The sequence below is a fragment of the Pseudoxanthomonas sp. 68-E7 genome (assembly GCF_057773145.1).
The window spans coordinates 130,230-156,706 of the sequence record NZ_JBYMTI010000003.1 but is presented as its reverse complement, the minus strand read 5'-3'; the positions used below and the strand labels follow the sequence as shown (position 1 = coordinate 156,706).

The following is a 26,477-nucleotide window of genomic DNA, read 5'->3' as shown; positions in this document are numbered from 1 at the left end:
CGGCGATTCCCGCCCGCCTGCGGCCGGTGTACCCTGCGGTTTCCCGGGCAACGAGGTGAGCGCATGAAGACGATTCTGGTCGCCAGCTCCAAGGGTGGCGCAGGCAAGAGCACCATCGCGACGAACCTGGCGGCAAGCTTCGCCCTCGACGGCAAGCGCACGGTGCTGGTGGACGCGGACCCGCAGGGATCCTCCACCCGTTGGGCCGAGCGCCGGGCCGAACTGGACAGCGCGGTGCTGCCGGTCGACGGCACCGGCCGGCGCGCCTGGCGCGACGCGGTGCCCGACGATGCCGACCGGGTGGTGATCGATGCGGCGGCCGGCGCGATGGCCACCGACCTGGAATCGTTCCTGGACAAGGCCGATGCGGTGGTGGTGCCGGTCCTGCCCTCGGCGCTGGACATCGAGGCCACGGTCGGCTTCCTCAACACCCTGGCCAAGGTGCCGCGGGTACACAAGCGCAAGCTGCCGGTGGGCCTGGTGGTCAACCGCAGCAAACCCTGGACCAATGCCTCGCAGCAGGCGGTGGAGATGCTCTCCACCTGGCCCTACCCGGTGGTCGCGCAGTTGCGCGATACCCAGGCCTACGTGGTGCTGGCGGGGCTCGGCCGCAGCCTGTTCGACTACCGTTCGGCCCAGGTCCGTGATCATCAATCCGATTGGGATCCGCTGATGAAGTGGATCAAGAAAGCCTGACCAGGAAGGAGTCCCTGCCCCGATGCGCCAACTGATCCTGCTGCGCCACGCGCACGCCGAGCCCGCCGTTGCCGGGCAGTCCGATGTCGATCGGCCGCTTTCCCCGCAGGGCCTGGCCGAGGCCGAGGCGGCCGCCCGCTGGCTGGCCGAACACGGGCTGGTGCCGGACCGGGTGCTGTGCTCGCCGGCGCGGCGAGCCCGGGAAACCCTGGAAGCGGTGCTGGAAGCCATCGGCTACGTCGAGCAGCGGCTCGAGGACGGCATCTACGAGGCAACCGCGGGCGTGCTGGCCGAACTGGCCGACTCTCACCGCGAAGTGGAGCGCCTCATGCTGGTCGGCCACAACCCCGGCTTCGAGCGCCTGGCGGCGCTGATGCACAGCGGCCAGTCCGGCGACTACCGCGGGATGCCGACCGCGGCGGTGGTGGTGCTGACCCTGCCCGCCGAGGCCAATATCGAACCTGGCGTCGCCACCCTGTCTTCGTTCTGGTGGCCATGACGCTGTTGACTGACAGGGGGTGGCTGAGCGTTGTTCTGGGACTCGGCCTGTTGTGCGCCTGGCCGGTCCGGGCGGGAGGAGACAAGGGGTTCGATCCGGCGCATACGCGACTGGGTTTCGAACTGCGCACGCGTTGGGGCCAACGCCTGGAAGGCTTGTTTCCCCAGTACGAGGGATACGTGCGGGTGCTGGAGGACGGCCGCCAGCAGGTCCATCTGCGCATGTATACCCGCAGTGTCGAAATCGTCGGCTATCCGCGCTACACCGAGTGGGCGCGCAGCGCCAAGTTCTTCGAGGCGGATCGCTATCCGGTGGTGACCTTCATCTCCAAGCCCTATGCGCCGCAACTGCTGCGCGAGGGCGGCCTGCTGGAAGGCGACCTGAGCATCCGAGGGATCAGCCGGCCGCGCAGCCTGACCGTGGCGCCGGCCACCTGCGCGCGCCCGGCGGTGGACTGCGACGTGGTAGCCGCCGGTGCGGTGCGTCGCAGCGACTACGACATGGACGACTGGAAGCTGGCGGTGAACGATCGCGTGGTGTTCGTGCTGCGCGCCCGGGTCAGGGACGGAGCTCCCCAGTGAATCTGTCCTTGTTGCGCAACGCCGCGCGCAGCGCGGCGATCCTGCTGTCGCTGGCGTGCACCGCCTGCGCCGGACTGAGCGAGGCTCAGCGCGACCGCGCGGCCGGGATCGCGGTTGCCGCCCGCTCGGACGTGGTGGATTGCCGTGAAGCCGATGCCTGCGCGCTGTCTTCGCCCCTGCATGATCTGGGCCCGCGCGCGCTGGCGGCGTCCACGCCGCAAACGCCGAAGCACTACGCGCTGATCCTGGATCGCGGCGAGGACTCGCTGCTGGCGCGAATCAACCTGATCCGCAGCGCCCACCGCAGCATCGATCTGCAGACCTACATCTTCGACAAGGACGACAGCGCCCGCCTCGTGCTCGACGAACTGGTGGCGGCGGCGCGACGCGGGGTGCGGGTGCGGCTGCTGATCGACCAGCTTTCGGCGATCGCCGACCTGCAGATCCTCGGCGCCTTGGCCGGCGTCCACCAGAACTTCGCCATCCGCATCTACAACCCCAGCTTCGGCAAGGCCAAGCTCAATTACTTCGACTACGCCGGCAGCGTGCTGTGCTGCTTCCGGCGTTTCAACCAGCGCATGCACACCAAGCTGCTGCTGGTGGACGAGGAAATCGGCATCACCGGCGGGCGCAACTACCAGGACGACTATTACGACTGGGACGCCGAATACAACTTCCGCGACCGCGACGTGCTGGTCGCCGGGCCGGCGGCCCGCGAGATGGCGGGCAACTTCCAGGCGTTCTGGGACGCGCGCAGGAGCATCCCGGCCGAGCGCCTGAACGATGTCGGCCGCACCCTGCTGCGCGGCGGCGTGCCGGACATGCCGCCGGCGCGCTTCCTGCGTCCGGAGCGGGTGGCGGCGATGGCGCGGGACGCGGCCGACCCGGCGGTGATCCAGGAGCGGCTGGTGGAACCGGCGTTGCCGGTGGGCGAGGTCAAGTACGTGGCGGATCTGCCGCAGAAACATCGCCGCGAGCATGGCAGCGACGCCGCGCCGTCCGCGCCGGAACTGGAGACCCTGATCGGCAATGCCAGCGAGGAAGTGTTGCTGCAGACGCCTTATCTGGTGATGTCCAAGCAGGCGCAGGAGATCTTCCGGACGATGCGCAAGCGGCAATCGCCGCCGAAGGTCATCGTGTCCACCAACAGCCTGGCGGCCACCGACAACCCGGTCGTCTATTCCATGTCGTTCAAGTACAAGCGCCGCTACCTGCGCGAGTTCGGTTTCGAGATCCACGAGTACAAACCGTTTCCGGAGGATGCTCCGGTGGACTATGCGACCCTGATGCCGGAAGGACCGCCGGTGACGCCGGCCGATGCGTCCGGGCGCAGCCGCGCGCGCGGGCCCTCGGGCTCGATCGGGCCGGCGTCATCCTCGTCGAGGGGCAAGCGCGAGTCCGAAGGTGAAACCACCCGCAAACTGCAGCGCACCGAGGCGCGCCCTTCGTTCCTGAGCAGCGGCGCGGCGACCGGACCGGTGCCGCTCAAGCGCGCCGGCGTGCGCATGGGCCTGCATGCCAAGTCGATGGTCATCGATGGCCGCATCGGGGTGATCGGCACCCACAACTTCGATCCACGTTCGGAGACGTACAACACCGAGAGCGTGGTGATCATCGAGGACGAGGCGTTCGCGCGCGCGCTGGCCGACAGCATCCGCCGCGACATGCAGCCGGAGAATTCCTGGCTGGTGGCGCGCAAGGTCAAGCCGCCGGTGTTCTCCGGGTTGGACTACAGCCTGGGCAAGGTGTCCGAGGCGCTGCCGTTGTTCGACCTGTGGCCCTGGCGCTATGCCACCAGCTACGAGTTCGTGCCGGGGCCTGATTGCCCGGAACCGCTGTCGCCCGGCGATCCGCGCTTCCACCAGTGCTATCGATCGGTCGGCGATTTCCCGGAAGTGAATGTCGGCCCGAAGTGGCTGTACACCCGCATCCTCACCGCGTTCGGCGCCGGCCTGGTGCCGATCCTCTGACACGGCGCGGACCGGCCGCGGCCGCCGCGCTGGCCTAAACTGCACTTCCCCCCTACAGGACACCGCCATGGCCTTCCGCCAGCCCGTCGATCTCGACGCCATCAACGCCCATGCCCGCAACAGCCTGGTCGGCCACTTGGGCATCGTGCTGACCGGGGCGGGCGAAGACTGGCTGCGCGGGACGATGCCGGTGGACGCGCGTACCCACCAGCCGTTCGGCATCCTGCACGGCGGCGCGTCGGTGGCGCTGGCCGAGACGCTGGGCAGCATGGCCGGCAACCTCAGCGTGGACCCGGCCCGGGAAATGGTGGTCGGCCTGGAGATCAACGCCAACCACATGCGCGCCGTGCGCGAGGGCGTAGTGACCGGCACCGCGCGCGCGCTGCATGTCGGCCGCAGCACCCAGGTCTGGGAAATCCGCATCGAGAACGAAGCCGGCAAGCTGGTCTGCGTCTCGCGGATCACCCTGGCGGTGGTGCCCGCGGCCGGCCCCGGGGCGTGAGCGCGGACCGGGGCCGTCGGGGCACCGGCGCCGTTTCGCTGAACGCGGGCATCCGGTATCGTGGGCGGATGAGCCTGACCTCCACTCCTGCCGCCGGACGCGGCGGTGTGGCGCGCGCGTTCCGCTACCTGTACCGCGTGCCGCTGCTGCTGATCCACCTGCTGGTCTTCCTGCCGCTGACCCTGCTGTCGATGGTGCCGCTGTGGGCGGGCCTGGACGCGGGCGGCGAACGGCTGGAACACCGCGTCGTCCGCATCTGGTCGGCCGGGCTGATGTGGATCTTCGGCTTCCGCCTGCATCGCGAAGGCACGCCGCTGGCGGGGCCGACCCTGTTCGTCGCCAACCATGTCAGCTGGGTCGACATCGAGATGCTGCACAGCCAGCGCATGATGGGCTTCGTGGCCAAGCGCGAAATCCGCGGCTGGCCGGTGGTGGGCTGGCTGGCCGAACGCGGCGAAACCATCTTCCACCAGCGCGGCAGCCAGGAATCGCTGGGTGGCGTGCTGCACGAAATGCTGCTGCGCCTGCGCGCGGGGCGCTCGGTCGGCGTGTTCCCCGAGGGCCGCACGCGCGATGGCCACGAAGTGGGACCGTTCCACGCGCGCATCTTCCTTGCGGCGGTCGAGGCGGAAGTGCCGGTGCAGCCGGTGGCGCTGGTCTATGGACCGCATGCGAGCGCGCAGACGGTGGTGGCGTTCGCGCCGCGGGAAAGTTTTTTCGCCAACTTCCTGCGCCTGCTCGGCGAACCCTCGCGCGAGGCGGCGATCTGCTTCCTCGAACCGATCCGGGTGACCGACATGGAAGGCCGCCGGCGCATCGCCGATCTTGCCCGCGAGCGTATCATCGCGGCGATGCGGTAAGCTCGGTTACTTCGGCGCGGGTGAGGGGCCCGCCCACGACAACTCGAAGGGGAGAGCATGGCAACACGTTGGTGGAAGGCAACGGGTCTGGTGCTTTTTGGCGTGGCGGCGACCGCCATCGCGGTGGCGGAGGGACCGCCAAGTGCCGCTTCGACATCGCCACCGCCGGCCATCGCGCCGGCCATCGTTCCCGATGACATCCCGCTGGCCGCGCCCGACGCCGCCGCGGTCGACGTGCCCAGTTCGCCGCAGGCCTGGGGTGGTCCGCGCACCGGAATGGAACCCACGCTGTCCGATCGCGTGGTCGACTACAAGATCCAGGTCAGCCTGGATCCGGACAAGCACACGCTCAAGGGCAAGCAGCAACTGACCTGGCGCAACCGCAGTGATCGTCCGGTCCGTTCGGTTTATCTGCACTTGTACCTCAACGCCTTCCGCAACGAGGGCAGCACCTTCTTCCACGAGCAGCGCAACTTCGGTTTCGATTTCCGCTCCGACGTGGCGATGAAGGATGGCGAATGGGGCTGGATCGACATGACCCGGGTCATGCAGGCCGGCGCGTCGGTGCCGCAGACCTTCGTGCAGCCGGACAACGGCCCGTCCACCGACATGACCGTGGTGCGGCTGGATCTGCCGCAGGCGGTGGCGCCGGGCGGCAGCACCACCCTGGACATCGACTTCGACGCGCGGCTGCCGCGGGTGATCGCGCGCACCGGCTACTTCGGCAGCTTCCACCTGATCGCGCAGTGGTTCCCGAAGATCGGCGTGCTGGAACTGCCGGGCGAGCGCGGTGCCACCACCCCGCGCTGGAACGTCCACGAGTTCCACCTGCACAGCGAGTTCTACGCCGACTTCGGCAGCTACGACGTGACCCTGGACGTGCCCAGCGACTATCGGGTCGGCGCGACCGGCGAACTGCAGGGCGAACCGGTGACGGCGAACGGCCGCAGCCGGCACCGCTACGTGCAGCACGACGTGCATGACTTCGCCTGGACCGCCGACAAGCGCTATGCCGAACCGCTGCTGGGCGACTGGACCGGACCGGGCAGCCCGCCGGTCAAGATCCGCGTGCTGTATCCGCCGGAATACAAGGCCAGCGCGGCGCCGGCGCTGAAGGCGACGCAGGAATCGCTGACCTATTTCTCGCGCACCCTGGGCCCGTATCCGTATCGCACGGTGACGGTGGTGATTCCGGCCCACAACGCGACCGAGGCCGGGGGCATGGAGTACCCGACCTTCTTCACCGCCGATTCGTTCGATAAGGTGGCGCCGCTGGGCATGAACGCGCTGCTCCTGGATTTCGTCACCATCCACGAGTTTGGCCACGGCTACTTCTACGGCATCCTCGCCTCCAACGAGTTCGAGGAACCGATGCTGGACGAAGGCCTCAACGAGTACTGGGACCAGCGCATGCTGCGCGAGGCCGGGCGCCGTTATGTCATCGCGCCGGAGTGGATGCGCCGGCTGGGCATCCGTCCGCACCTGGGCGAGTTCGAATTGGAGCGCCTCGGCGCGCGGCTGGATGACCCGGCCGATGGTACCGGCGCCAATTCCTGGGGCCGGTTGTCGAGCAGCAGCTATGGCGCGGTGTACTCGCGCACCGCGACGGTCATGCGGGATCTGGAAGCACAACTGGGCACGCCTGCCATCGAGAAGGCATTCAAGGAGTACTACGCCACCTGGAAGTTCCGCCATCCCAGCATCGCGGATCTGCGTGAATCGCTGGCGGTCTCGACCGGGCGCCGCGACGTGGTCGAGCGGGTGTTCGCCCAGCAGGTGTACGCCACCCGCAAGGTCGATGATCGTATCGAGCGCTTCACCAGCAACGAGGTGCTGCCGCTGGCGGGCGTGCAGATCGAAAAGGGCAAGCGCGTGGACGTGACCGAGGCCGAACGCGACAAGCGGATCGATGAACGGCGCGCGGCATGGGACAAGGCCAATCCCAAGGCCAGGCCCGGCAGCGGGCCGTTCCCCTGGCGGACCACCGTGCTGGTGCGCCGCGACGGCGCGACGGTACCTCAGACGCTGGTGGTCACGTTCGCCGATGGCAGCCGCAAGGCCCTGCACTGGGACGACGATGCGAGCTGGAAGCGGTTCGTGTGGGAGGGGACGAGCAAGGCGGTGTCGGTGCAACTGGATCCGCAGAAGCTGCACTACCTCGATGCCAGCAAGCTCGACGACAGCCGCACGCTGGAAAGCGACGGCAGCGCGGCCCGCCGCTGGAGCGCCGATTTCGCGGCGCTGTTCCAAGCCCTGCAGACCTTCCTGGTGAGCCTATGAACGCACGTTCCGGTTTCGGTTTCTGGCGCCAGCTGTTCGGCGCATTCGGCGGCGCGCTGCAGTGGCGCGTGCTGGTGTTGTGGATGGTCGCACTGGGCGTGGTCGCGCTGATCGCGGCCTTTCCGGTGTGGCGCGCGCTGGACGGTGCGCTCAGCCAGACCGTCGATGCCGCCCGCCACGCGGTCGGATTGGATGCGTTGGCGCTGGCGGATCTCGGCAAGGTCTTCGACAAGGACGCCAGCGTCGGCTTCGGCGTGCTGATCAGCCTGGTGCTCAGCCTGTTGCTGTCGCCCTGGCTGACCGGGGTCATGCTGGCGGGCATCCGCTACGGTTCGGCCGGCCGGCTCGGCGTACTGGCCGGCGAAGGCATGCGCGAGTACGGACGCCAGCTGCGCCTGATGATCTGGTCGCTGCTGCCGCTGGGCATCGCGATCGGACTGGGCTCGTGGTGGATGGAAATGGCGGGGACCCACGCCGAGCAAGCCGTGCTGGCGTCCAGCGCCCGCAATGGAGATCGGCTAGCCCTGGCTGGTGCGGTGCTGGTGTTCATCCTTGCCCACGCCGGTATCGAACTGACCCGCGCGCGCATCGCGGTGCTGGACGACACCCGTTCGGTGATCCGCGCGTGGTGGCGCAGCTTCAGGCTGTTCCTGCGGCGTCCGTTCGCGGTGCTGGGGTTGTACCTGCTGGTCTGCGTGATCGGCTTCGCGGTGGCATTGGCGTTGGCGTGGCTGCGCAGCCGCGTGGCCGGCATCGGTTGGGGTGCGTTCGCGCTGGCGGTGGTGTGCGCGCAACTGGTGGTGGCGTCGCTGGCCTGGGTCCGGCTGGCACGCCTGCGCGCGCTGGCCGCGGTGGTCGAGGACGATGCGGCGCGCCGGGCCGCCTGACGGAACGCTGCATGCCGCCGCGCGGTGTTCGCGCGGCGGCTGTTCTGGAGCGACAATGCGCCCATCCCCACGGGCATGGCTTGCCGTCGATGTTGACCGCTGCTGACTACCGACCTCCCCGCTGGCTGCGCAACCCGCACGTGCAGTCGGTGCTGGGTTCCAGCCTGATCCGCCGCAGGCGTGGCGTGCACGCGCTGCAACGCGTCGGTGCGACGAATGTCGAGGTCATCGTCGATGGTGGTGATGGCGTGCGCCTGCAGGGTTTCCACAGCCAAGTCCCCGGCCGCGCTCCACGCGCGCTGGCGGTGTTGCTGCATGGCTGGGAGGGCAGCGCCGATTCCAGCTACATGCGGATGACCGCGGCCGAGCTGCTGTTGCGCGGCTTCGATGTGTTCCGGCTGAATTTCCGCGATCACGGCGATACCCACCACCTCAACGAGGAACTGTTCCACTCCAACCGCATCGACGAGGTGGTCCATGCGGTGGGGGACGTCGCGACCCGCTACCCGGCCCGGCCGATGGTGCTGGCGGGTTATTCGCTGGGCGGAAACTTCGCCTTGCGGGTGGCGTTGCGCGCGCAACAGGCCGGCCTGCCGCTGCGACGGGTGGCCGCGGTATGCCCGCTGCTGGATCCGCACCGGACCATGGACTACATCGAGAACGGGCTGCAGATCTACGACTGGTATTTCCGTCGCAAGTGGCGCAGTTCGCTGCTGCGCAAGCGCCAGTTGTTTCCGGAACGCCACTGCTACGACGATGCGGTGCTGGCGCAGGACATGCGCGGGCTGATGCGCTGGGTGGCCGAGCGCCACACCGGGTTCGGATCGCTGGAGGCCTACTTCGACGGTTACTCGATCGCCGGAGAGCGCTTGGCCGGGCTGGAAATTCCGTCGGACATCCTGATGGCGCAGGATGATCCGGTCATTCCGTTCGAGGATTTCGAGCATTGGCACCTGCCCGCGAACGCGCATCTTGAAATCGCGCCGTGGGGCGGGCATTGCGGCTTCATCGAGAATGCCGCCTGCGATGGTTTCGCCGAGCGCTGGGTGGCCGATCGCCTGGAGGCGGCGCTCCCCGACGCCTGATTCGCCACGCGTTACCATGGCGGCCGTTCAACCTCACCGAGGAGTTCCGCGCATGCGCATCCGCAGCCAGAGTTTCGACGCCGGCCAGCCCATTCCCGCCGAGTTCGCCATGGGCCGGCCCGACGGATTCGCCGGCAACCGCAATCCGCACCTGGCCTGGGACGACGTACCCGCCGGAACACGCTCGTTCGCGTTGCTGTGCATCGATCCCGATGCGCCGACGGTCGCCGAAACGGTGGGGCGCGAGGACATGGAGATTCCGCACGACCAGCCGCGCGCGGATTTCGTCCACTGGACGATGATCGACATTCCCGCCGAGGTGCGCGAGATCGCGGCCGGCAGCTGCAGTGACGGCGTCACCGCGCGCGGCAAGGCGTCGCCGCCCGGCCCGGCCGGCGCGCGCCAGGGATTGAACGATTACACCGGCTGGTTCGCCGGCGACGCGCAGATGGGCGGCGATTACCTCGGCTACGACGGCCCCTATCCGCCGTTCAACGATCAGCGCGTGCATCGCTACTTTTTCAAGCTGTACGCACTGGACGTCGCCTCACTCGACGTGCCCGCCCGCTTCACTGCCGCCGACGTGCGGCGCGCGGTGCAGGGACACACCCTGGCCGAGGCGGAAGTGCAGGGCACCTATACGCTCAACCCGCGGCTGCGCTGAGCGGAAAAAAAGCCGGACCCTTGCGGGCCCGGCTTTTCCTTTCGCAGCGCGGCGGTCGCGCCTTACTTCTTCACGCTCTCGGATTCGACCACCATGTCCAGCACGTAGGCGGTGTCGGAGGCGTCGGCCGGCACCGGGTTGCGCTTGAAGCGCTTCACCCGCAGCACGTTGCGGATGCCGGCTTCGTGGGTGTAACCCTCGATGTCCTCGTAGAAGTTCTGCCACTCGCCTCCGGTCGACTTCACGCCCTGGTCGTCGTAGCGGATCTCGCGCACCTGCAGGCACTGCTTGTTCGGAATCAGCGGGTGGCTGCACGGCTTGGTTTCGGCCGCGACTTCCAGGAACGCCTGTTCGCCGGGACTGCCGTAGCGGGTTTCGGCGGTGGGTTCGCCGGCGAAGGTCAGCACGTCGCCGGCGGCGTTGGTCAGGGTCAGGCGGGCTTCGTCGCCGGCCTGCACGGCCAGCGTGGAGCTGCCTTCCAGTCGCTTGCCGGCTTCACCGTCCAGCGCCATCAGCTTGCCGTCGGCGCAGGCCATCTGGGTCGACATCATGCTCGACACCGTCAGCTTGTCGCCTTCCAGGGTGTAACCACCGCCCATCCGGTTGCAACTGTTGCTCACGCCCAGGCGGCCTTCGGCGAAATCCAGGGTCAGCGGCTGATCGGCGCGCGCGAACAGCGCGTCGATGCGCTTGCCCTGCGCATCCTTGGCGTCCTGCAGGCGCCAGTGATAGGCGCCCAGCGCGGCGGCGCCGGTGGGCGCGGCCGGTGCGGGCGTGGCGGCCGGCGCGGTGGCCGCGGGCGGTTCGGCGGCCGGAGCCGGCGTGTCCTGTGCGGGCTTGGCGCAGGCGGCCAGGGCGATCGGCAGGGCGAGCAGGATGAGTCGTTTCATGGGATTCTCCTTGAGGGTGACCAATGCAAACGGATGGCGATCCGGGACGGGGTGAGTCATCGACCCACGCCGCTCAGGTGCCGTTGGGGAAGCGCCGATCCCCGGGGTCACCGCATGGCGCTGGTGTGGCTCAGCTTCCGGCGGGCATCAACAGCAGCAGCAGCGCGCCGAAAACGATGCGGTAGAAAGCGAAGCCGGTGTAGCGGTGCGACTTGATATAGGCCAGCAGCCATTTGACGACGATGAAGCCGGTCATCGTGGCGGCGGCGAAGGCCAGGCCGACCTCGCCCCAGTTCTCGCTGCCGATGGCGCCGTCCTTGACCAGTTCCAGGAAGGCGTAGCTGCTGGCGGCGAACATGGTCGGGATGCCGACAAGGAATACGAATTCGGTGGCCGACGAACGCCGGCTGGTGCCGGCCAGCATCGCCATGAAGATGGCGGCGGCCGAACGCGAGGTGCCGGGGAACACACCGGCCACGACCTGCGCCAGCCCCACCAGCACCGCCACCTTCCAGGTGATGTCGGGCTGGTCGCCGCGCTTGCCGGCGAAATGTTCGGCCACCAGCATCCACACGCCGCCGAGGATCAGCGCCCAGGCAATCGGGGTGAGCGTCTCGGGCAGTTCCCAGCCGGCCAGCCGCACCGGCAGGCCGACCAGCGCGGTCACCAGGAAGGCGGTGGCGATCTTGGCCAGGTAGTCGCGATTGGCCGGCTCGCGCCAGCCGCGCGCCAGCTCCCACAGGCGATCCCGGAACACCAGGGTGATGGCGAGGATGGCGCCCGCCTGGATGACGATGTTGAAGAAGTCGGAGCGGTGGCCGAGCCAGCGCTCGGCGATGAGCAGGTGACCGGTGCTGGAGATGGGCAGGAACTCGGTGATGCCTTCGATGATGCCGAGCAGAAGCGCGGCGAGCAGGTCGGTCATGGGTGCGGGTGGCTGGGCGTGGAACGACAAGGATAGTGGATTCGCATTGCTCCATATCGGTGCGCCACCTGAAAAAAAAGCACCATAAAGGTGCTCCAGGATGATCGCGGCAGAAAGGAAGCCATTTGAAAACAATCACTTGCGGTAAATCCGGGGTTGGCATGCTGCTTGCTGAAGAACAGGCACGTTCCTACCAACCCGAGGTTCCAAGATGTCTGCGGACAATGTTGAAAAGCTGATCAAGGACAACAAGGTCGAGTTCGTCGACCTGCGTTTCGCGGACGTCCGCGGCGTGCAGCATCACGTCACCTTCCCGGTCAACATCGTGGAACCCTCGCTGTTCGAGGACGGCAAGATGTTCGACGGCAGCTCCATCGCCGGCTGGAAGGGCATCAACGAATCCGACATGGTGCTGCTGCCCGACGCCAGCACCGCCTTCCTGGACCCGTTCACCGCCGATCCGACCATCGTGCTGACCTGCGACGTGCTGGACCCGGCCACCATGCAGGGTTACTCGCGCTGCCCGCGCGGCGTCGCCAAGCGCGCCGAGGCGTACCTGAAGTCCAGCGGCATCGCCGACCAGGCGTTCTTCGGTCCGGAGCCGGAATTCTTCATCTTCGATTCGGTCCGCTACGCCAACGAGATGGGCCACACCTTCTTCAAGATCGATTCCGAGGAAGCAGCCTGGAACAGCGGCACCAAGTACGAAGGCGGCAACAGCGGCTATCGCCCGGGCGTGAAGGGCGGTTACTTCCCGGTCGCCCCGGCCGACACCCTGCACGACATCCGCGCCGAGATGTGCAAGACCCTGGAGCAGGTCGGCATCGAAGTCGAAGTGCACCACCACGAAGTCGCCACCGCCGGCCAGTGCGAGATCGGCACCAAGTTCAACTCGCTGGTCAAGAAGGCCGACGAGCTGCTGACGATGAAGTACATCATCAAGAACGTCGCCTTCCGCAACGGCAAGACCGCGACCTTCATGCCCAAGCCGCTGGTCGGCGACAACGGCAGCGGCATGCACGTGCACCAGTCGCTGGCCAAGGGCGGCACCAACCTGTTCTCCGGCGACGGCTATGGTGGCCTGTCGCAGATGGCGCTGTGGTACATCGGCGGCATCTTCAAGCATGCCCGCGCGATCAACGCCTTCACCAACTCGGGCACCAACAGCTACAAGCGCCTGGTGCCGGGGTTCGAGGCGCCGGTGATGCTGGCCTATTCGGCCCGCAACCGTTCGGCGTCCTGCCGCATTCCGTGGGTGTCCAACCCGAAGGCCCGCCGCATCGAAATCCGTTTCCCGGATCCGCTGCAGACCGGTTACCTGACCTTCGCCGCGCTGATGATGGCCGGCCTGGACGGCATCCGTAACCAGATCGACCCGGGCGCGCCGAGCGACAAGGATCTGTACGACCTGCCGCCGGAAGAAGAGAAGAACATCCCGCAGGTCTGCTCCAGCCTGGACCAGGCGCTGGAAGCACTCGACAAGGACCGCGACTTCCTCAAGGCCGGCGGTGTGTTCAGCGACGACTTCATCGACGGCTACATCGCGCTGAAGATGCAGGAAGTGACCAAGTTCCGCGCGGCCACCCACCCGCTGGAATACCAGCTGTACGACGGCACCTGCGCAATCGCGGCGCTGGCTACGGAAAACCCCTCCCACCCGTCGCCATCGCCGCACCTCGACCCGGCTGGGGAGCCGGGGAGCCGCCACGCTTCAAGGAGATCGCAACACCGGCAACACAGGGGAACGCAAGACAGTGCAACACAGGAGAGATCCATGAGCCGCCACTCCCTCCCACGTCACCGTCCGTCACCGCGAGCCATCGCGGTGATGGCCGGTGCGGCTCATGGGTTGTTCCGCACCGAGAACGTGTTCGCCGCCAGGGGGCTGCGCGCACGGGTGTCCTGAAACCACCGGCCGGCTGCGGCCGGCCGGTTCCATCCACCATCGGGGTATGCGCATGAAACTGATCACCGCCATCATCCGGCCGTTCAAGCTCGACGAGGTCCGAGAGTCCTTGTCGCAGGCGGGCGTGTCCGGCATCACCGTTACCGAAGTCAAAGGCTTCGGCCGGCAGAAGGGCCACACCGAGCTGTATCGCGGCGCCGAGTACGTCGTCGATTTCCTGCCCAAGATCAAGATTGAAACCGTCGTCACCGACGAGCGCCTGGAGGCGGTCATCGAGGCCATCCAGCAGGCCGCCGGTACCGGCAAGATCGGTGACGGCAAGATCTTCGTGACCACCATCGACCAGGTCATCCGCATCCGCACCGGCGAAGTCGGCGCGGACGCGCTCTAAAACACTCGGAGCCCCCACATGAAGACTCGACTGTTCGACGGGTGGAAAGCCCGTGCGCAAGCGTTGTGCCTGGCCGCCGTGTGCGGCGTGGTGATCATGGGCTTTGCGGCCGGTGCGTTCGCGCAGGATCCGGCCCCGGCACCGGCGCAGGAAGCCGCCGCCGCCAGTGTCCCGGCAACCACCGAAACCACGCCTCCCGCGGTGGCGGCGGCCACGCCGGCACCGGCGACCGCACCGGCCGAAGCCGCCGCGGCGGCGGATCCCGCGCCGGTGGTGGAAAAGGGCGACGTTGCCTGGATGCTGACGTCCACCCTGCTGGTGCTGCTGATGGTGGTGCCCGGTCTGGCGCTGTTTTACGGCGGCATGGTGCGTTCGAAGAACGTGCTGTCGGTGCTGATCCAGGTTGCCACCGTATTTTCGCTGCTGGTGATCCTGTGGGTGTTCTACGGCTACAGCCTGGCGTTCTCGGGCGAGGGACCATGGATCGGCAATCTCGACAAGGCCTTGCTGAAAGGCGTGACCCTGGACTCGCTGGCCGCCACCTTCAGCGCCGGGGTGAGCCTGCCGGAATACGTGTTCGTCGCGTTCCAGGCGACCTTCGCCGGCATCACCGGCGCATTGATCGTCGGCGCCTTCGCCGAGCGCGTGCGGTTCGCCGCGGTGCTGCTGTTCTCGGTGTTGTGGTTCACCTTCGGCTACCTGCCGCTTGCGCACATGGTGTGGGCGGCGGGCGGCTTCCTGTTCGAGAAGGGCGCGCTGGATTTCGCCGGCGGCACCGTGGTGCACATCAACGCGGGCGTGGCCGGCCTGCTCGGCGCGTACTTCGTCGGCAAGCGCGTCGGCTTCGGGCGCGAGGCCTTGAAGCCGCACAACGTGACCTTCACCTTCGTCGGCGCCTCGCTGCTGTGGGTGGGCTGGTTCGGCTTCAACGCCGGCTCCAACCTGGAAGCCAACGCCGGCGCGGCGCTGGCCTTCCTCAACACCCTGCTCGCCACCGCCGCGGCAATCCTGGGCTGGGCGGCGACCGAGAAGGTCACCAAGGGCAAATCCTCGGCGCTGGGCGTGGCCTCCGGCGCGGTCGCCGGCCTGGTCGGCATCACCCCGGCCTGCGGCACGGTCGGACCGTTCGGCGCGATCGTCATCGGCCTCGCCGCCGGCGTGATCTGCGTGTGGGGCGTGAACGGGCTCAAGCGTTTGTTGGGTGCCGACGACAGCCTGGATGTGTTCGGCGTGCATGGCTTGGGCGGCATTGTCGGTGCGATCCTCACCGGCGTGTTCAGCGCGGCCTCGCTGGGCGGAGTGAAGGGCGAGGGCTACGACATCGCCAGCCAGGTCGGCATCCAGGCGCTGGGCGTCGGCATCACCATCGTCTGGATCGGCGTGGTGTCGGTGGTGTCGTTCCTGATCGCCAAGGCCGTGTTCGGCCTGCGCGTGCCCGAGGAAGCCGAGCGCGAGGGCCTGGACATCACCTCCCACGGTGAGTCGGCATACGAGGCCTGACCCCGCCACCGGGCCGACTTTGCACTAAACTGGTGCAATGTCGGCCCCGGTGACTTTTTCCATGTTCCCCGCACCCACCCCCGATGCGCTCAGCACGCCGGTGGCCTGGGCCGATGCCTCCGGCCACATCGCCGGGGTCAACGCGGCGTTCGCCCGCTGGTTGGGCGTGAGCGCCCGCCGCCTGCAGGGCCAGCCGCTGGCGGCACTGGAAATGGAGGGCGACGCGATGGCGCGCTTCCTGGAAAACACCGACCACGAACTGCTGCGCCTGCATCGCATGGCGCTGGGCATGCCCGGCGAGGCCCCGCGTTTCGCCGAGGGCTGGCTGTCGCGGCGGGAGGGCGGCGGCTGGTTGCTGGAGGCCCACCCGGTGGACGAGTTTCCGGCGCCCGATCCCACCCAAGTGCTGCCGAGCGCGCTCGGCGCGGCGCTCAAGGGCCTGGCCCACGAACTGCGCAATCCGCTGGCTGGACTGAAGGGGGCCGCGCAGTTGCTCGCCCGCCGGGCCGGCCAGCGCGCCGACAACGACGACGAGCGCGAACTCATCGAGCTGATCGAATCGGAGATCGGCCGCCTCAACACCCTGCTGGATCAGCTGCTGTCGCCCGCGCCGCAGCGACCCCACGCACCGCTCAACATCCACGTGGTGCTGGAGCGGGTCCTGCGCCTGGCCGAAACCGAAGGCGGCTGGTCGGTGCGCCTGCAGCGCGACTACGACCCCAGCCTGCCGGAATTGCCCGGTGACGCCGACCGGCTGACCCAGGCGGTCTGGAACCTCGTGCGCAACGCCATCCAGGCCGGCGCCGCCAGTGTCATCCTGCGCACGCGGGTTGAGCACGGCCTGCGCATCCACGACCACCTGCACGCGATGGCGCTGCGGGTGGAAATCATCGACGACGGCCGCGGCGTGCCCGAGGAACTGGCCGAACACCTGTTCCTGCCGCTGGTCAGCGGGCGCGCAGAGGGCAGCGGGCTCGGCCTGGCCCTGGCCCAGCAGGTCGCGCGCGAGCATCGCGGCACGCTGACCTACCGCTCCCGTCCCGGGCATACCGTCTTCACCCTGTTGTTGCCGCAGGTCGGCGACGGCGAAGAGGAACGCCATGTCCATTGACGCGCCTTCCCACGCGCAGCGGATCTGGGTGGTCGACGATGATCGTTCGGTGCGCTTCGTCCTCGCCACCGCGCTGCGCGACGCCGGCTACGACGTCGACGGTTTCGACAGCGCCGCCGCCGCGTTGCAGGCGCTGGGCGCGCGCGGCGCGCCGGATCTGCTGTTCACCGACGTGCGCATGCCCGGCGACGACGGCCTGGTCCTGCTGGACCGGCTGAAGGCCACGCACCCGCAACTGCCGGTGATCGTGATGTCGGCCTACACCGACGTCGCCAGCACCGCCGGCGCATTCCGCGGCGGCGCGCATGAGTTCCTGTCCAAGCCGTTCGATCTGGACGACGCGGTCGCGCTGGCCGCGCGCGCGCTGCCGGATGCCGAGGAGGAAGCCGCGCCCGCGCCCGAGCCCGGCGCATCGACGCAGGGGACGCCGCACCTGATCGGCGATACACCGGCGATGCGCGCGCTGTTCCGCGCCATTGGCCGACTGGCGCAGGCGCCGCTGTCGGTGCTGATCAATGGCGAAACCGGTACCGGCAAGGAACTGGTCGCCCGCGCGCTGCACCAGGAATCGCCGCGCGCGCGCAAGCCCTTTGTCGCGCTCAATACCGCCGCGATTCCGGCCGAACTGCTGGAGAGCGAACTGTTCGGCCACGAGGCCGGCGCCTTCACCGGCGCGCAAAAGCGCCACATCGGTCGTTTCGAACAGGCCGACGGCGGCACCCTGTTCCTGGATGAAATCGGCGACATGCCGCTGCCGTTGCAGACCCGCCTGCTGCGGGTGCTGGCCGAGGGCGAGTTCTTCCGGGTCGGCGGGCGCGAGCTCATCCGGGTGGACGTGCGGGTGATCGCGGCCACCCACCAGCATCTCGAAGTGCTGGTCGCCGACGGACGATTCCGCGCCGATCTGCTGCACCGCCTCGACGTGGTGCGCCTGCAGTTGCCACCGCTGCGCGAGCGCCTGGCCGACGTGCCGCAACTGGCGGAGAACTTCCTCGCCTCGGCCACCCGCAAGCTGGACATCGCGCCCAAGCGTTTCTCGCACGCGGCGGTCGCGCAGCTGCAGTCGTATGCCTGGCCGGGCAATGTCCGCGAACTGGAAAACGTCTGCTGGCGGCTGGCCGCGCTGGCACCGGGCGACGTCATCACCGGCGCGGATCTGGACGCGGTGCTGCCGCGCGGAACCTCCCCGCTTGCTTCCGCCGCCGCCGCCGGCTGGGACGAGGCGCTGGCCCGGTGGGCGCGCGCGCGCCTGTCCGAAGGTGTCGACGGCCTGCATGCGGAGGCGCGCGAACGCTTCGATCGAACCCTGCTGGAAGTGGCCCTGGAGTTCACCCAGGGGCGGCGCGCCGAGGCCGCCACACGCCTGGGCGTGGGCCGCAACACGGTGACCCGCAAGCTCGGTCCCGGCAGGAAGCGGCGCTGACTTCATTGCACCTGAATGAAGCTGGGGTTACGTTTGCGGGCTCACGCTTTCAGGAGATGACCATGCGTACCGCACTGCTTGCCGCCGCCACCGCCTTCGCTCTCGCCGCCTGCGGCAGCCATCCCAAGCCGGCCGAACAGCCTGCCGCACCGGCGGCCACCAGCACCGCCAAGCAGGGCATCGTCAATCTGGCCTCGGCGTCGGGCAGCCTGGTCAGCGGCAAGATCACGCTGGTGCCGATGGCCGATGGCGTGCACCTGACCGGCGAAGTCGGCGGCCTGCCGGCCAACAGCACCCATGGCTTCCACGTGCACGAGAAGGGCGACTGCAGTGCGGTGGACGCCAGCAGCGCGGGTCCGCACTTCAACCCGACCGGCAGCGCCCACGGCAAGGCGGGCGGCGGCGCGCATCATGCCGGCGACATGGACAACGTCGCCGCCAATGCCGAGGGCGTGGCGCGCATCAACGTGCACCTCACCGGCGTCACCCTTGGTGGCGGAGCGGCCAACGACATCGCCGGCCGCGCGCTGATCGTGCACGGCGCGCCGGATGATTACACCAGCCAGCCGGCCGGCAACGCCGGCGCGCGCGTGGCGTGCGGCATCATCACCGTCACCCAGTAAGGGTTTCGCGCCGCCCGTTCCTCGCGAACTGGCGGCGATGAATGGCCTGCGCGGGAACGTCCGGTTCCCGCGGGGCCGATCTCAGGGCTGATCCAGCGCCGCGCGCGGATCCGCGTTGCCTGCGCAATGCGCGAACAGCACCGGAATGCCGTGGGCTTCCAGCACCGCGGCGAATTGCTGCTGGCGGGCCAGGAAATGGTTGTACGCGCGCTCCAGGCGCTCCTCGGTGGCTTCCTGGGGAGCGTAGCGCGCGCGCCAGGCCATGGGTTCGAGCAGGGCGATATGCACTTCGCCGCCCATGTAGCGCAGCAACGGCTCGGGCGGCGCGTCCAGCCACTGATCCCGTTCCGGCGCCAGCAAGGCGGTCTCGATGACCGGCCACAACGCTTCCAGGCCGCCATGGCCATACTGCATGGCGGTCATCGCGGCGAGGTCGTGCAGGGTCAGGTAGCGCGCATGTTCGATTTGCGCGCCGAAGGCCTGCTGCGCCAGCAGCGCGGTATCGGCCTGGGCCATGCCGGTTTCCAGCAGCACTTCTTCCAACCGTTCGGCAACCTCGGAAACCGTATGGTGTTCGCCGCTGATCATGAAGGGAAGCACGCGCAGCGGGCCGCCCCCGAGATCGCCGTCGGCGGCAAAGGGCTGCGGTACTTCGCCCTGCTCGTCCGCGCCGAACGCGATCATCCGCGGCCCACTGTTGCGGCCTGGTGCGCGCTGGTGCAGCTCCTGCAGGCGGCGATGCAGCGGCCAACCGGGGCGCAGCGCCTCGGCGGGATCGAAATGCGCTGCCGCCAGGGTCAAATCCAGATCGCGCACGGCGGGCACGAGCGTGGCCAGATCGCGGCCGATCCGCTCCACCAGCACGGCGGCATCGGTGGGCCGGAGCGCGGCCTGCGCGGGCGCGGTTCCGGCGGAGAGTTCCAGCGCCAGGAATCCCTTCACGTCGGCGGTCGTTGCGGAAGCGGTCATATCTCGGTTTGGCGGCGATGGAGGGGGGCATTACACTCTCGCATTATGCCTGCCGCCGCCGCGGCTTCCGAACCACTGCACCGTGATGAGGTCCTCCATGCCAGCCGCCCGCCCCGTCGCCATCCTCGGTGGCGTCCGCATTCCGTTCTGCCGGCAGAACACCGCCTACGCGGATGTGGGCAACCTGGGCATGTCGGTACGCACACTCGGTGCGCTGGTCGAACGCTTCGGCCTGCACGGCCAGCAGCTCGGCGAAGTGGCGATGGGCGCGGTGATCAAGCATTCCAGCGACTGGAACCTGGGCCGTGAAGCCACTCTGTCCTCCGGCCTGTCACCGCTGACCCCGGGCATCACCCTGCAGCGCGCCTGCGGAACCAGCCTGGACAGCATCATCACCGTCGCCAACAAGATCGCGCTGGGCCAGATCGAATCCGGTATCGGCGGCGGTTCGGACACCACCTCCGACGTGCCGATTGTCTACGGCAAGAAGCTGCGCGCGCGGATCCTCGCCGCCAATCGGGCCAAGACCACCCAGGACAAGATCAAGGCGCTGGTGAAGGGCTTCAAGTTCAGCGAGCTCAAGCCCGAGTTTCCCGGCGTGGCCGAGCCGCGCACCGGCAAGAGCATGGGCGATCACTGCGAGGACATGGCCAAGGAGTGGAACATCTCCCGCGATTCGCAGGACGAACTGGCGGTCGCCTCGCACAAGAAACTGGCGGCGGCCTACGAGCGTGGCTTCTTCAGCGATCTGATCGCGCCATTCCGCGGCCTGGAGCGGGACAACATCCTGCGGCCGGATACCTCGCTTGAGAAGCTCGCCACGCTGAAGCCGGCGTTCGACAAGACTTCCGGACGCGGCACCCTGACCGCGGCCAATTCCACCCCGCTGACCGATGGCGCCGCCGCGGTGCTGATGGCGAGCGAGGACTGGGCGCGCGCGCATGGACATGAGCCGCTGGCCTATCTGCGCGACGCGCAGGTGGCGGCGGTCGACTTCGTGCACGGCGAAGGCCTGCTGATGGCGCCGACGATCGCGGTGCCGGAAATGCTCAAGCGGCACGGCCTGTCGTTGCAGGACTTCGATTTCTACGAAATCCACGAAGCCTTCGCCGCCCAGGTGCTGTGCACGCTGCGTGCCTGGGAGAGCGAGGACTATTGCCGCAGCCGCCTGGGCCTGGACGCGCCGCTGGGCCGGATCGATCCGGAAAAGATGAACCCGAATGGTTCGTCGCTGGCCACCGGCCACCCGTTCGCCGCGACCGGCGCGCGTATCGTCGCCACCGCCGCCAAGGAACTGAAGCAGCGCGGCGGCGGCCGTTGCCTGGTCTCCATCTGCACCGCCGGTGGCATGGGCGTGGTGGCGATCATCGAGCGCTGAGCCCGGACAGATCAGCCGGGTGGGAGCGCAGTCCCGGCGCTCTCCTTTCCGGATGGGCGGGATCATCGCGAAAAGGCGTACGGAGTATCGCGCCGGAGATCACGCTCAATGGCCTGCGGCCGAAAGCCGCCCCCGCGCGTCTTGATTCCCTGTTTTGCGTGTCGGGCGCGCGGCTTCAGCCGCGCAGTCTCGGCAAGCCGTGTTCGTCGCGCTCCTCGACCACCGCGGCATCGAAGATCTTCTGTTTCATGTCGCGCCCCGGCAGTTCGATCGAGGCTTCCCCGCGCTGCGCGCGCAGCGCATTGGCGTAGCTGCGCCGCGCGCCCGCCTCGTCGCCGGCGGCGGCAAAGCCGTCGCCCAGTTCTTCCCAAGCTTCGGCGCCGGCGCCCTGTGCCAGCGCGCGGTGCAGGAATTCCTGCGCCTGCGGCCATTGGCCCTGCTGGCGGGCGAGGCGCGCCAGCGTGACCAGCAGCGCGGAACTGGCTGGATGCGCCTGCAACCAGCGCTGCGCACTGGCGCGGCGTGAATCGGCCTTGCCCACCGGCAGCCGCCCGTACAGCGCGACCAGCGATTCGTCCCAGCGTGCGTCGATGGCCGATTCCAGGCTGCGTATCGCCGCGTCCTCCCAGCGCATCGCGGCGGCGCGCTCGGCATAGGCGGCAACCACCGCGGGGTCGTTGCGCAGTGGTTTTGGCAGCGTTTCCCAGCGCTCGGCCAGGACATTGGCATCGTTCGCTTCGCGTACCGCGCGCGCGGCCAGATCCTTTTCCAGTGCATCGAGCTGGCCGGGCGACAGGGATTGCTGCTGTTTCAGCGCGCCGAGCAGTCCATAGGCTTCGCCGCTGCGGTTGAGCTGGGTCAGTGCCTGCGCGCGCAGGGCCAGGCCGCGCGGCGGCAGCGGCTGCGCGGCGGGCGATTCCAGCGCGGTCAAGGCTTCAATCGGGGATTGCCGCGCCAGCGCGCGATCCGCGGTGGTCAGCGCATGCGCGGTCGCGCTGCGCTGGGCGAGCGCATCCAAATGACGGCGCGCGGCCGCATCGTCCTCGCGCGCGTCGGCGGCGCGCACCGCGGCGACGCGTGCGATCGCGCCGACCTCGTCGTCTTCCGCCGCGCGCTCCAGCAGTTTCTCGGCGCGGTTCCAATGTCCGCCATGCAGGCTGTCGAGCCCTTCGATGAGGCGCGCGCGCGCCTGCTTGCGACGGTGCCGCGCCCACGCGCGGAACGGCAGGGTCAGCAGTTTCAGCAGCAGCCAGGCCACGCCCGCGACCAGCAGCAGCGACAACAGCGCGCGCGGGACGTCGGTCTCCCAATCATTGCCGCCGAACTGGACGAACACCCGGCCGAAATCGCGGGTGTGCTCCTGCGCCAGCCATTGCGCGGCGAACACGCCAAGGGCCAGCAGGATCAGCAGGACGACGGTGGTACGGAACACCTTCATGGCGTGGCCTCCGGTCGGGTCGCTGCGGGAGCGGGAGGGGGCGCGGTAAAGCCGGCGCTGCGCAGGCTTCGCAACTGTTCCAGGGTACTGCCCAGCAGCGGGATGTCGCCGCGCAGCGGCAGCTTGCGCATGGCGGCCACCTGCTGGCGACCCTGACGCAGTGCCGGTGAATCCGGCCACAACCGGGTCAGCCATTGATCGATGCGGTTCAGCGACGCCTGGAAGCCGATGGCGTCGCCGCGCTCCAGGGCGGCATGCGCCAGGCTGATCTCGATGCGCAACGCGGCTTCGCCGGCGTTGCGATCGGACGGTGCGACAAACGCGGCCTGGCGGCTGGGACGCACGTCCACCAGCGGAGCCAGCCAGCGCTGCCAGCGGCTCTGCTCCGACGCCATTGCCGACGAAGCGGGGCGTTGCGGCAAACCCGTCAGTCCGGCGGCGAAAGCGTCGAGTTGCCGGCTCAGGCGCGCACGCGGACCCGCACCCAGCGCATCCAGCGCCTGGCGTTCCTGGGCGAGCGTCTGTTTCAGGTTGAGCAGGCGGTGGTCATCGATGCCGTCCAGTGCGCCGGCGGCGAGCGCATAGGCGCGCCGCGCGCCGTCCAGATCGTCGGCCACGCTCAGGCGCTGGCCGGCCAGCGACAGCAGCATCTCCACTTCGTCCAGGCGCAGCGCCTGCGCGCCATGGCGACTGGGATCGGCCAGCTTGGCGACGCTTTCCTCCAGCAACGCGCCGCGCTGCCCCAGTCCCAGCACTTCGTCACGCAGGATCCGGTTGGTCGCCGCCGCGTCCTGGACGCGCTGGGTCAACGTGCGCTGATCCCGACGTACCGATTCCAGCCGTTGTTCGATGGCCTCCAGATGCTGCGCGGCGTCGGCCGCGCGTGCCTGCGCCTGCGCATCACGCGCCTTCCAGCCGCGCCAGCCCAGCGTGGCGGCGGCCGCCAACGCGATCAGCACCAGCAACCCGATGAACGCGCCACGGCCGGTACGGGGGCGGGAGGGAGAAGTTGTTTCGTCGTTCACTCGACCGTCCTTGTTGTCGTTCTGGCGGGCGTCGTGCGCTCATGCTAGCGGATCAGGCCGCAGCAGGGCGCTTTCCGCGCTGTCCAGCAATTGTGAGTTGCGTGGTCCGGCGGCGAGGACGATCCGGCTGAATCCCGCCTGCGCCGCCTGCTCGGACAGGCGCTCGCTGGCGGTGACCGCCGGCATGCGCGACAACTTCGCGCGCGTTGTCTCGGGCAACTGTGCCAGCACCCGTTCCAGCGCGCCGCCGCTGCTGATCAGCACGCAGGCCGGGGCCCGCAGGTCCTCCAGCGCGCGCAGGCCTCGATGGGACAGGACCGTGTCGACCCGGGTGTACACGTCGGCCCGCAGCAGTTCGGCGCCGCGGGCTTCCAGGCCGGGCGCCAGCAGGTTGCGGCCCGCGGGCGCGGTGACGAAGCCAATCCGCTGGCCCGCGATGGATTGCAGCTCCGGCAGCGACAGCAGGCCTTCGCTGTCCATTCGCGTCGGCGCGCTGACCCGGGGAATGCCTTGGCGTCGCAGCGCCAGCGCGGTGCCGCTGCCGACGGCCAGCCAGATCTGGTCGCGGCGGGCCCGCAGCGGCTGCAGGCGCGCGGCCGCCGCCACCGCCGCGGGGCTGGTGAACAGCACGCGTTCGGCGTCCAGCGCGCGCGCCAACGCGTCGCGCGCGTCGTCGTCCTCGCGCAGGACAATCCGCCACGGCGAGATCGCCAGCAGCGCCGCGCCGCGCCGCGCCGCCGCGCGGCGCAATGCCTCGTGCGCGCCCTGCGGCCGCAGCGAGATCACGTACCATCCTGCGTCTTTACCGGAAGCCATGGGCCGATTATCCGTGATGAATGCCGAAGCTGCGCTGGATCACCTGCGTGCGTACTGCCGCGGCATGCCGCCCGTGGCCGCCATGCAGGTGGAGGTCGAAGGCTATGCCGACGGCGTGCTGCGACTAGCGGCGCCACTGGCGGCGAACGTCAATGACAAGGGAACGGCCTTCGGCGGCAGCCTGACCTCGTTGATGACGGTGGCCGGCTGGGGTCGGGTGACGCTGGCGCTGGACATGGCCGGCGAGGCCGCCGAGGTCTACGTGGCCGACAGCAGCATCCGCTATCTCGCGCCGCTGCGCTCGGACCTGCATGCCGAAGCCCGGTTGGCGCCGGATGAATCGTTCGAGGATTTCCTGTCCACCCTGCGGCAGCGCGGACGCGCCCGGATCCAGGTCGAGGCGGTGGTGCGCCTGCCGGACGGCGGCGCGGCCACCACCCTGAGCGGCCGTTTCGTCGCCATCGCCAAGCGTTAGGATGGACGCACCTGTGGGGGAGATGAACCGATGCGGATGAGCCTGCGGTGGATGCTGTTGCTGGCCCTGGCGGTGGTCGCGTTCGGCGTGCAGGCTGCCGGGGGGCGGCAGAAGGGCAAGCTGGAGCAAACCCAGGATGCCTACGCGGCCGCGATCCGCTGGGGCGATTTTGAAGGCGCCTGGAGCTTCGTCGAGCCCGCCTACGCCAAGGCCCATCCAATGGGCGAGTTCGAGCTGCGGCGCTACGAACAGATCCAGGTGTCCGGCTATCGCGACCTGTCCGGCCTGGTGGAGCCGGACGAGGTGGTCGTGCGGCTGATCGAGGTCCGGGTGATCAACCGCCACACCCAGGCCGAACGCACCCTGCGCTATCGCGAGCGCTGGCGCTGGGACGCGGAGGCCAAGCGCTGGTGGCTGATGGGCGGGCTACCCGACTTCTGGGAGGGGGAGTAGCCCCGCCGCAGCCCGCTGCTATGCGACAATCGCGGTTTGCCCTGACCCGCGTATTCCCGTGAGTTTTGAAAAACTGCAGGCGTTCGTCGCCCATAGTCCGGTCCTGTCGCTGCTGCTCGTCGGCCTGACCCTGGTCATCCTCTACACCGAAGTCGCCCGCCTGTTCCGCGGCTACAAGGCGCTGCGCCCGGCCGAACTGACCGGTCTCATCAATCGTGAGAACGCCTTGGTGGTCGATCTGTCGGCCAGCGGCGATTTCGAGAAGGGACACATCGCCGGCAGCCGCAACGTCGCGCCCAGCCAGTTCGACCCGGAAAGCAAATTGCTGGCCCCGGCCAAGGCCTTGCCGGTGGTGATGGTCTGCCGCAACGGCCAGGCCTCGGCGGACGCGGCCAAGCGCCTGAAGAAGGCCGGCTTCACCCAGGTGTATTGGCTGGATGGCGGCATCGCCGCGTGGCAACAGGCCGACCTGCCGCTGGTCAAGGGCCGCTGAGCCGCCCTTGATTCCGGGCGGTCGCGCCGCCAAGACATGCCATAATCACCCTCTTTACCTTCCGTTAACCGAATTCCCGGAGTTCCGAAATGTCCGAAGAAACCAACAATGGCGCCGTCGCGCCGGCCGAAGCTGGCGCCGCGTTCACCGTCGAGAAGATCTACGTCAAGGACGTTTCGTTCGAAGTCCCCGGCGCACCGGCCATCTTCACCGAGAACGTGCAGCCGGACCTGCAGCTCAACCTCAACCAGCGCGTGCAGCGCCTGAACGAGAATGCGTTCGAAGTCGTGCTGGGCGTGACCCTGACCTGCAAGGCCGGCGACAAGACCGCCTACGTGGCGGAAGTCCAGCAGGCCGGCATCTTCGGTCTGGTCGGCCTGGAGCCGCAGGCGGTCGACGTGCTGCTCGGCACCCAGTGCCCGAACATCCTGTTCCCGTATGTCCGCCAGCTGGTCAGCGACCTGGTCCAGTCCGGCGGCTTCCCGCCTTTCTTCCTGCAGCCGATCAACTTCGACGCCCTGTACGCCGAAACCCTGCGCCAGCGTGCCGCGCAGCAGGCCGACGGCGGCGAGCTGGCCAACACGGAACCGGCGGGCAACGCCTGATTCATGAGGCACAATCCCGTCGTGGCGCGAAC

26 protein-coding genes and 1 pseudogene are annotated in these 26,477 nt (G+C 68.7%); 21 read left to right on the top strand and 6 right to left on the bottom strand.

Annotated elements, in window-relative coordinates; genetic code table 11:
- Nucleotides 1-63 precede the first annotated feature (63 nt).
- The 10 genes from AC3DE2_RS08830 (at nucleotide 64) to AC3DE2_RS08785 (ending at nucleotide 10,024) form a co-directional block, all read left to right on the top strand.
- Entirely contained in the window at nucleotides 64-696 is a 633-nt protein-coding gene (locus AC3DE2_RS08830) for a nucleotide-binding protein (RefSeq protein ID WP_488425879.1), read from the top strand.
- Nucleotides 697-718: 22 nt separating this feature from the next.
- On the top strand, nucleotides 719-1,195 hold the full coding sequence (locus AC3DE2_RS08825; RefSeq protein ID WP_295376983.1) for a SixA phosphatase family protein: 477 nt from the start codon (nucleotides 719-721) through the stop codon (nucleotides 1,193-1,195).
- Nucleotides 1,192-1,776, top strand: a complete 585-nt coding sequence (locus tag AC3DE2_RS08820) for a YceI family protein (RefSeq protein ID WP_295376980.1) — start codon at nucleotides 1,192-1,194, stop codon at nucleotides 1,774-1,776. The genes AC3DE2_RS08825 and AC3DE2_RS08820 overlap by 4 nt, the downstream gene beginning before the upstream one ends.
- 11 nt (nucleotides 1,777-1,787) lie before the next feature.
- Entirely contained in the window at nucleotides 1,788-3,746 is a 1,959-nt protein-coding gene (locus tag AC3DE2_RS08815; protein ID WP_488426141.1) for a phospholipase D family protein, read from the top strand.
- A 67-nt stretch (nucleotides 3,747-3,813) separates the two neighbouring features.
- Nucleotides 3,814-4,248, top strand: a complete 435-nt coding sequence (locus AC3DE2_RS08810; RefSeq protein ID WP_295381491.1) for a hotdog fold thioesterase — start codon at nucleotides 3,814-3,816, stop codon at nucleotides 4,246-4,248.
- A gap of 68 nt (nucleotides 4,249-4,316) precedes the next feature.
- Nucleotides 4,317-5,108, top strand: coding sequence for a lysophospholipid acyltransferase family protein (locus AC3DE2_RS08805; RefSeq protein WP_295381502.1), 792 nt, complete (start codon nucleotides 4,317-4,319; stop codon nucleotides 5,106-5,108).
- Between the two features lie 57 nt (nucleotides 5,109-5,165).
- The gene (locus AC3DE2_RS08800) at nucleotides 5,166-7,388 is read left to right on the top strand and encodes a M1 family metallopeptidase (protein ID WP_488425878.1); all 2,223 of its coding nucleotides are present in this window, start codon (nucleotides 5,166-5,168) and stop codon (nucleotides 7,386-7,388) included.
- The gene (locus AC3DE2_RS08795; RefSeq protein WP_295381532.1) at nucleotides 7,385-8,275 is read left to right on the top strand and encodes a hypothetical protein; all 891 of its coding nucleotides are present in this window, start codon (nucleotides 7,385-7,387) and stop codon (nucleotides 8,273-8,275) included. The genes AC3DE2_RS08800 and AC3DE2_RS08795 overlap by 4 nt, the downstream gene beginning before the upstream one ends.
- Before the next feature lie 92 nt (nucleotides 8,276-8,367).
- Nucleotides 8,368-9,360: a YheT family hydrolase gene (locus AC3DE2_RS08790; RefSeq protein WP_488426140.1), complete on the top strand. Its 993-nt coding sequence runs from the start codon at nucleotides 8,368-8,370 to the stop codon at nucleotides 9,358-9,360.
- Between the two features lie 52 nt (nucleotides 9,361-9,412).
- Nucleotides 9,413-10,024: a YbhB/YbcL family Raf kinase inhibitor-like protein gene (locus AC3DE2_RS08785; RefSeq protein WP_488425876.1), complete on the top strand. Its 612-nt coding sequence runs from the start codon at nucleotides 9,413-9,415 to the stop codon at nucleotides 10,022-10,024.
- A 62-nt stretch (nucleotides 10,025-10,086) separates the two neighbouring features.
- Here the strand turns inward: AC3DE2_RS08785 and AC3DE2_RS08780 are convergent, their stop codons facing one another.
- Together AC3DE2_RS08780 and AC3DE2_RS08775 are read right to left on the bottom strand one after the other, a co-directional pair.
- Nucleotides 10,087-10,914, bottom strand: a complete 828-nt coding sequence (locus tag AC3DE2_RS08780) for a DUF4377 domain-containing protein (protein ID WP_488425875.1) — start codon at nucleotides 10,912-10,914, stop codon at nucleotides 10,087-10,089.
- Between the two features lie 130 nt (nucleotides 10,915-11,044).
- Nucleotides 11,045-11,839, bottom strand: a complete 795-nt coding sequence (locus AC3DE2_RS08775; RefSeq protein ID WP_488425873.1) for an undecaprenyl-diphosphate phosphatase — start codon at nucleotides 11,837-11,839, stop codon at nucleotides 11,045-11,047.
- A gap of 211 nt (nucleotides 11,840-12,050) precedes the next feature.
- On the opposite strand from AC3DE2_RS08775, the pseudogene glnA reads away from it, so the two are divergent.
- The 6 genes and pseudogenes from glnA to AC3DE2_RS08745 all read left to right on the top strand — a co-directional run.
- Nucleotides 12,051-13,454, top strand: a pseudogene (gene glnA, locus AC3DE2_RS08770) (type I glutamate--ammonia ligase); the annotation flags it as partial.
- A gap of 343 nt (nucleotides 13,455-13,797) precedes the next feature.
- Nucleotides 13,798-14,136 carry a P-II family nitrogen regulator gene (locus AC3DE2_RS08765; RefSeq protein ID WP_055941078.1) on the top strand — a complete coding sequence of 113 codons (339 nt, stop codon included), beginning with the start codon at nucleotides 13,798-13,800 and terminating at the stop codon, nucleotides 14,134-14,136.
- 18 nt (nucleotides 14,137-14,154) lie between these two features.
- A complete protein-coding gene (locus AC3DE2_RS08760) occupies nucleotides 14,155-15,636 on the top strand; it encodes an ammonium transporter (RefSeq protein WP_488425872.1) in 1,482 nt (493 codons plus the stop codon).
- A gap of 61 nt (nucleotides 15,637-15,697) precedes the next feature.
- Nucleotides 15,698-16,747 (top strand): two-component system sensor histidine kinase NtrB, encoded by a 1,050-nt coding sequence (locus tag AC3DE2_RS08755; RefSeq protein WP_295378164.1) that lies wholly within the window; start codon nucleotides 15,698-15,700, stop codon nucleotides 16,745-16,747.
- Entirely contained in the window at nucleotides 16,737-18,170 is a 1,434-nt protein-coding gene (ntrC, locus tag AC3DE2_RS08750; RefSeq protein WP_488425871.1) for a nitrogen regulation protein NR(I), read from the top strand. The genes AC3DE2_RS08755 and ntrC overlap by 11 nt, the downstream gene beginning before the upstream one ends.
- A gap of 56 nt (nucleotides 18,171-18,226) precedes the next feature.
- Nucleotides 18,227-18,793: a superoxide dismutase family protein gene (locus tag AC3DE2_RS08745; RefSeq protein WP_295378160.1), complete on the top strand. Its 567-nt coding sequence runs from the start codon at nucleotides 18,227-18,229 to the stop codon at nucleotides 18,791-18,793.
- Between the two features lie 81 nt (nucleotides 18,794-18,874).
- Here the strand turns inward: AC3DE2_RS08745 and AC3DE2_RS08740 are convergent, their stop codons facing one another.
- Nucleotides 18,875-19,762, bottom strand: coding sequence for a hypothetical protein (locus tag AC3DE2_RS08740; protein WP_488425870.1), 888 nt, complete (start codon nucleotides 19,760-19,762; stop codon nucleotides 18,875-18,877).
- Nucleotides 19,763-19,859: 97 nt separating this feature from the next.
- Here AC3DE2_RS08740 and AC3DE2_RS08735 point away from each other — a divergent pair, with 97 nt between their 5' ends.
- Nucleotides 19,860-21,140 carry an acetyl-CoA C-acetyltransferase gene (locus AC3DE2_RS08735; protein ID WP_488425869.1) on the top strand — a complete coding sequence of 427 codons (1,281 nt, stop codon included), beginning with the start codon at nucleotides 19,860-19,862 and terminating at the stop codon, nucleotides 21,138-21,140.
- A 175-nt stretch (nucleotides 21,141-21,315) separates the two neighbouring features.
- Here the strand turns inward: AC3DE2_RS08735 and AC3DE2_RS08730 are convergent, their stop codons facing one another.
- From AC3DE2_RS08730 to AC3DE2_RS08720, 3 genes are read right to left on the bottom strand one after another with little or no spacing between them, the layout of a single operon-like run.
- Nucleotides 21,316-22,578 carry a heme biosynthesis HemY N-terminal domain-containing protein gene (locus AC3DE2_RS08730; RefSeq protein ID WP_488425868.1) on the bottom strand — a complete coding sequence of 421 codons (1,263 nt, stop codon included), beginning with the start codon at nucleotides 22,576-22,578 and terminating at the stop codon, nucleotides 21,316-21,318.
- Complete coding sequence (locus AC3DE2_RS08725) at nucleotides 22,575-23,603, bottom strand: uroporphyrinogen-III C-methyltransferase (protein WP_488425867.1); 1,029 nt, start codon at nucleotides 23,601-23,603, stop codon at nucleotides 22,575-22,577. The genes AC3DE2_RS08730 and AC3DE2_RS08725 overlap by 4 nt, the downstream gene beginning before the upstream one ends.
- Before the next feature lie 39 nt (nucleotides 23,604-23,642).
- Nucleotides 23,643-24,419: a uroporphyrinogen-III synthase gene (locus AC3DE2_RS08720; RefSeq protein ID WP_488425866.1), complete on the bottom strand. Its 777-nt coding sequence runs from the start codon at nucleotides 24,417-24,419 to the stop codon at nucleotides 23,643-23,645.
- Nucleotides 24,420-24,435: 16 nt separating this feature from the next.
- Between AC3DE2_RS08720 and AC3DE2_RS08715 the strand changes: the two genes are divergently transcribed.
- The 4 genes from AC3DE2_RS08715 (at nucleotide 24,436) to secB (ending at nucleotide 26,445) form a co-directional block, all read left to right on the top strand.
- Nucleotides 24,436-24,894: a YiiD C-terminal domain-containing protein gene (locus AC3DE2_RS08715; protein WP_295380680.1), complete on the top strand. Its 459-nt coding sequence runs from the start codon at nucleotides 24,436-24,438 to the stop codon at nucleotides 24,892-24,894.
- Between the two features lie 30 nt (nucleotides 24,895-24,924).
- Entirely contained in the window at nucleotides 24,925-25,347 is a 423-nt protein-coding gene (locus AC3DE2_RS08710; RefSeq protein ID WP_488425865.1) for a hypothetical protein, read from the top strand.
- A 58-nt stretch (nucleotides 25,348-25,405) separates the two neighbouring features.
- The gene (locus AC3DE2_RS08705; protein ID WP_295380672.1) at nucleotides 25,406-25,840 is read left to right on the top strand and encodes a rhodanese-like domain-containing protein; all 435 of its coding nucleotides are present in this window, start codon (nucleotides 25,406-25,408) and stop codon (nucleotides 25,838-25,840) included.
- Nucleotides 25,841-25,929: 89 nt separating this feature from the next.
- On the top strand, nucleotides 25,930-26,445 hold the full coding sequence (secB, locus tag AC3DE2_RS08700; protein ID WP_295380663.1) for a protein-export chaperone SecB: 516 nt from the start codon (nucleotides 25,930-25,932) through the stop codon (nucleotides 26,443-26,445).
- Nucleotides 26,446-26,477: the final 32 nt, after the last annotated feature.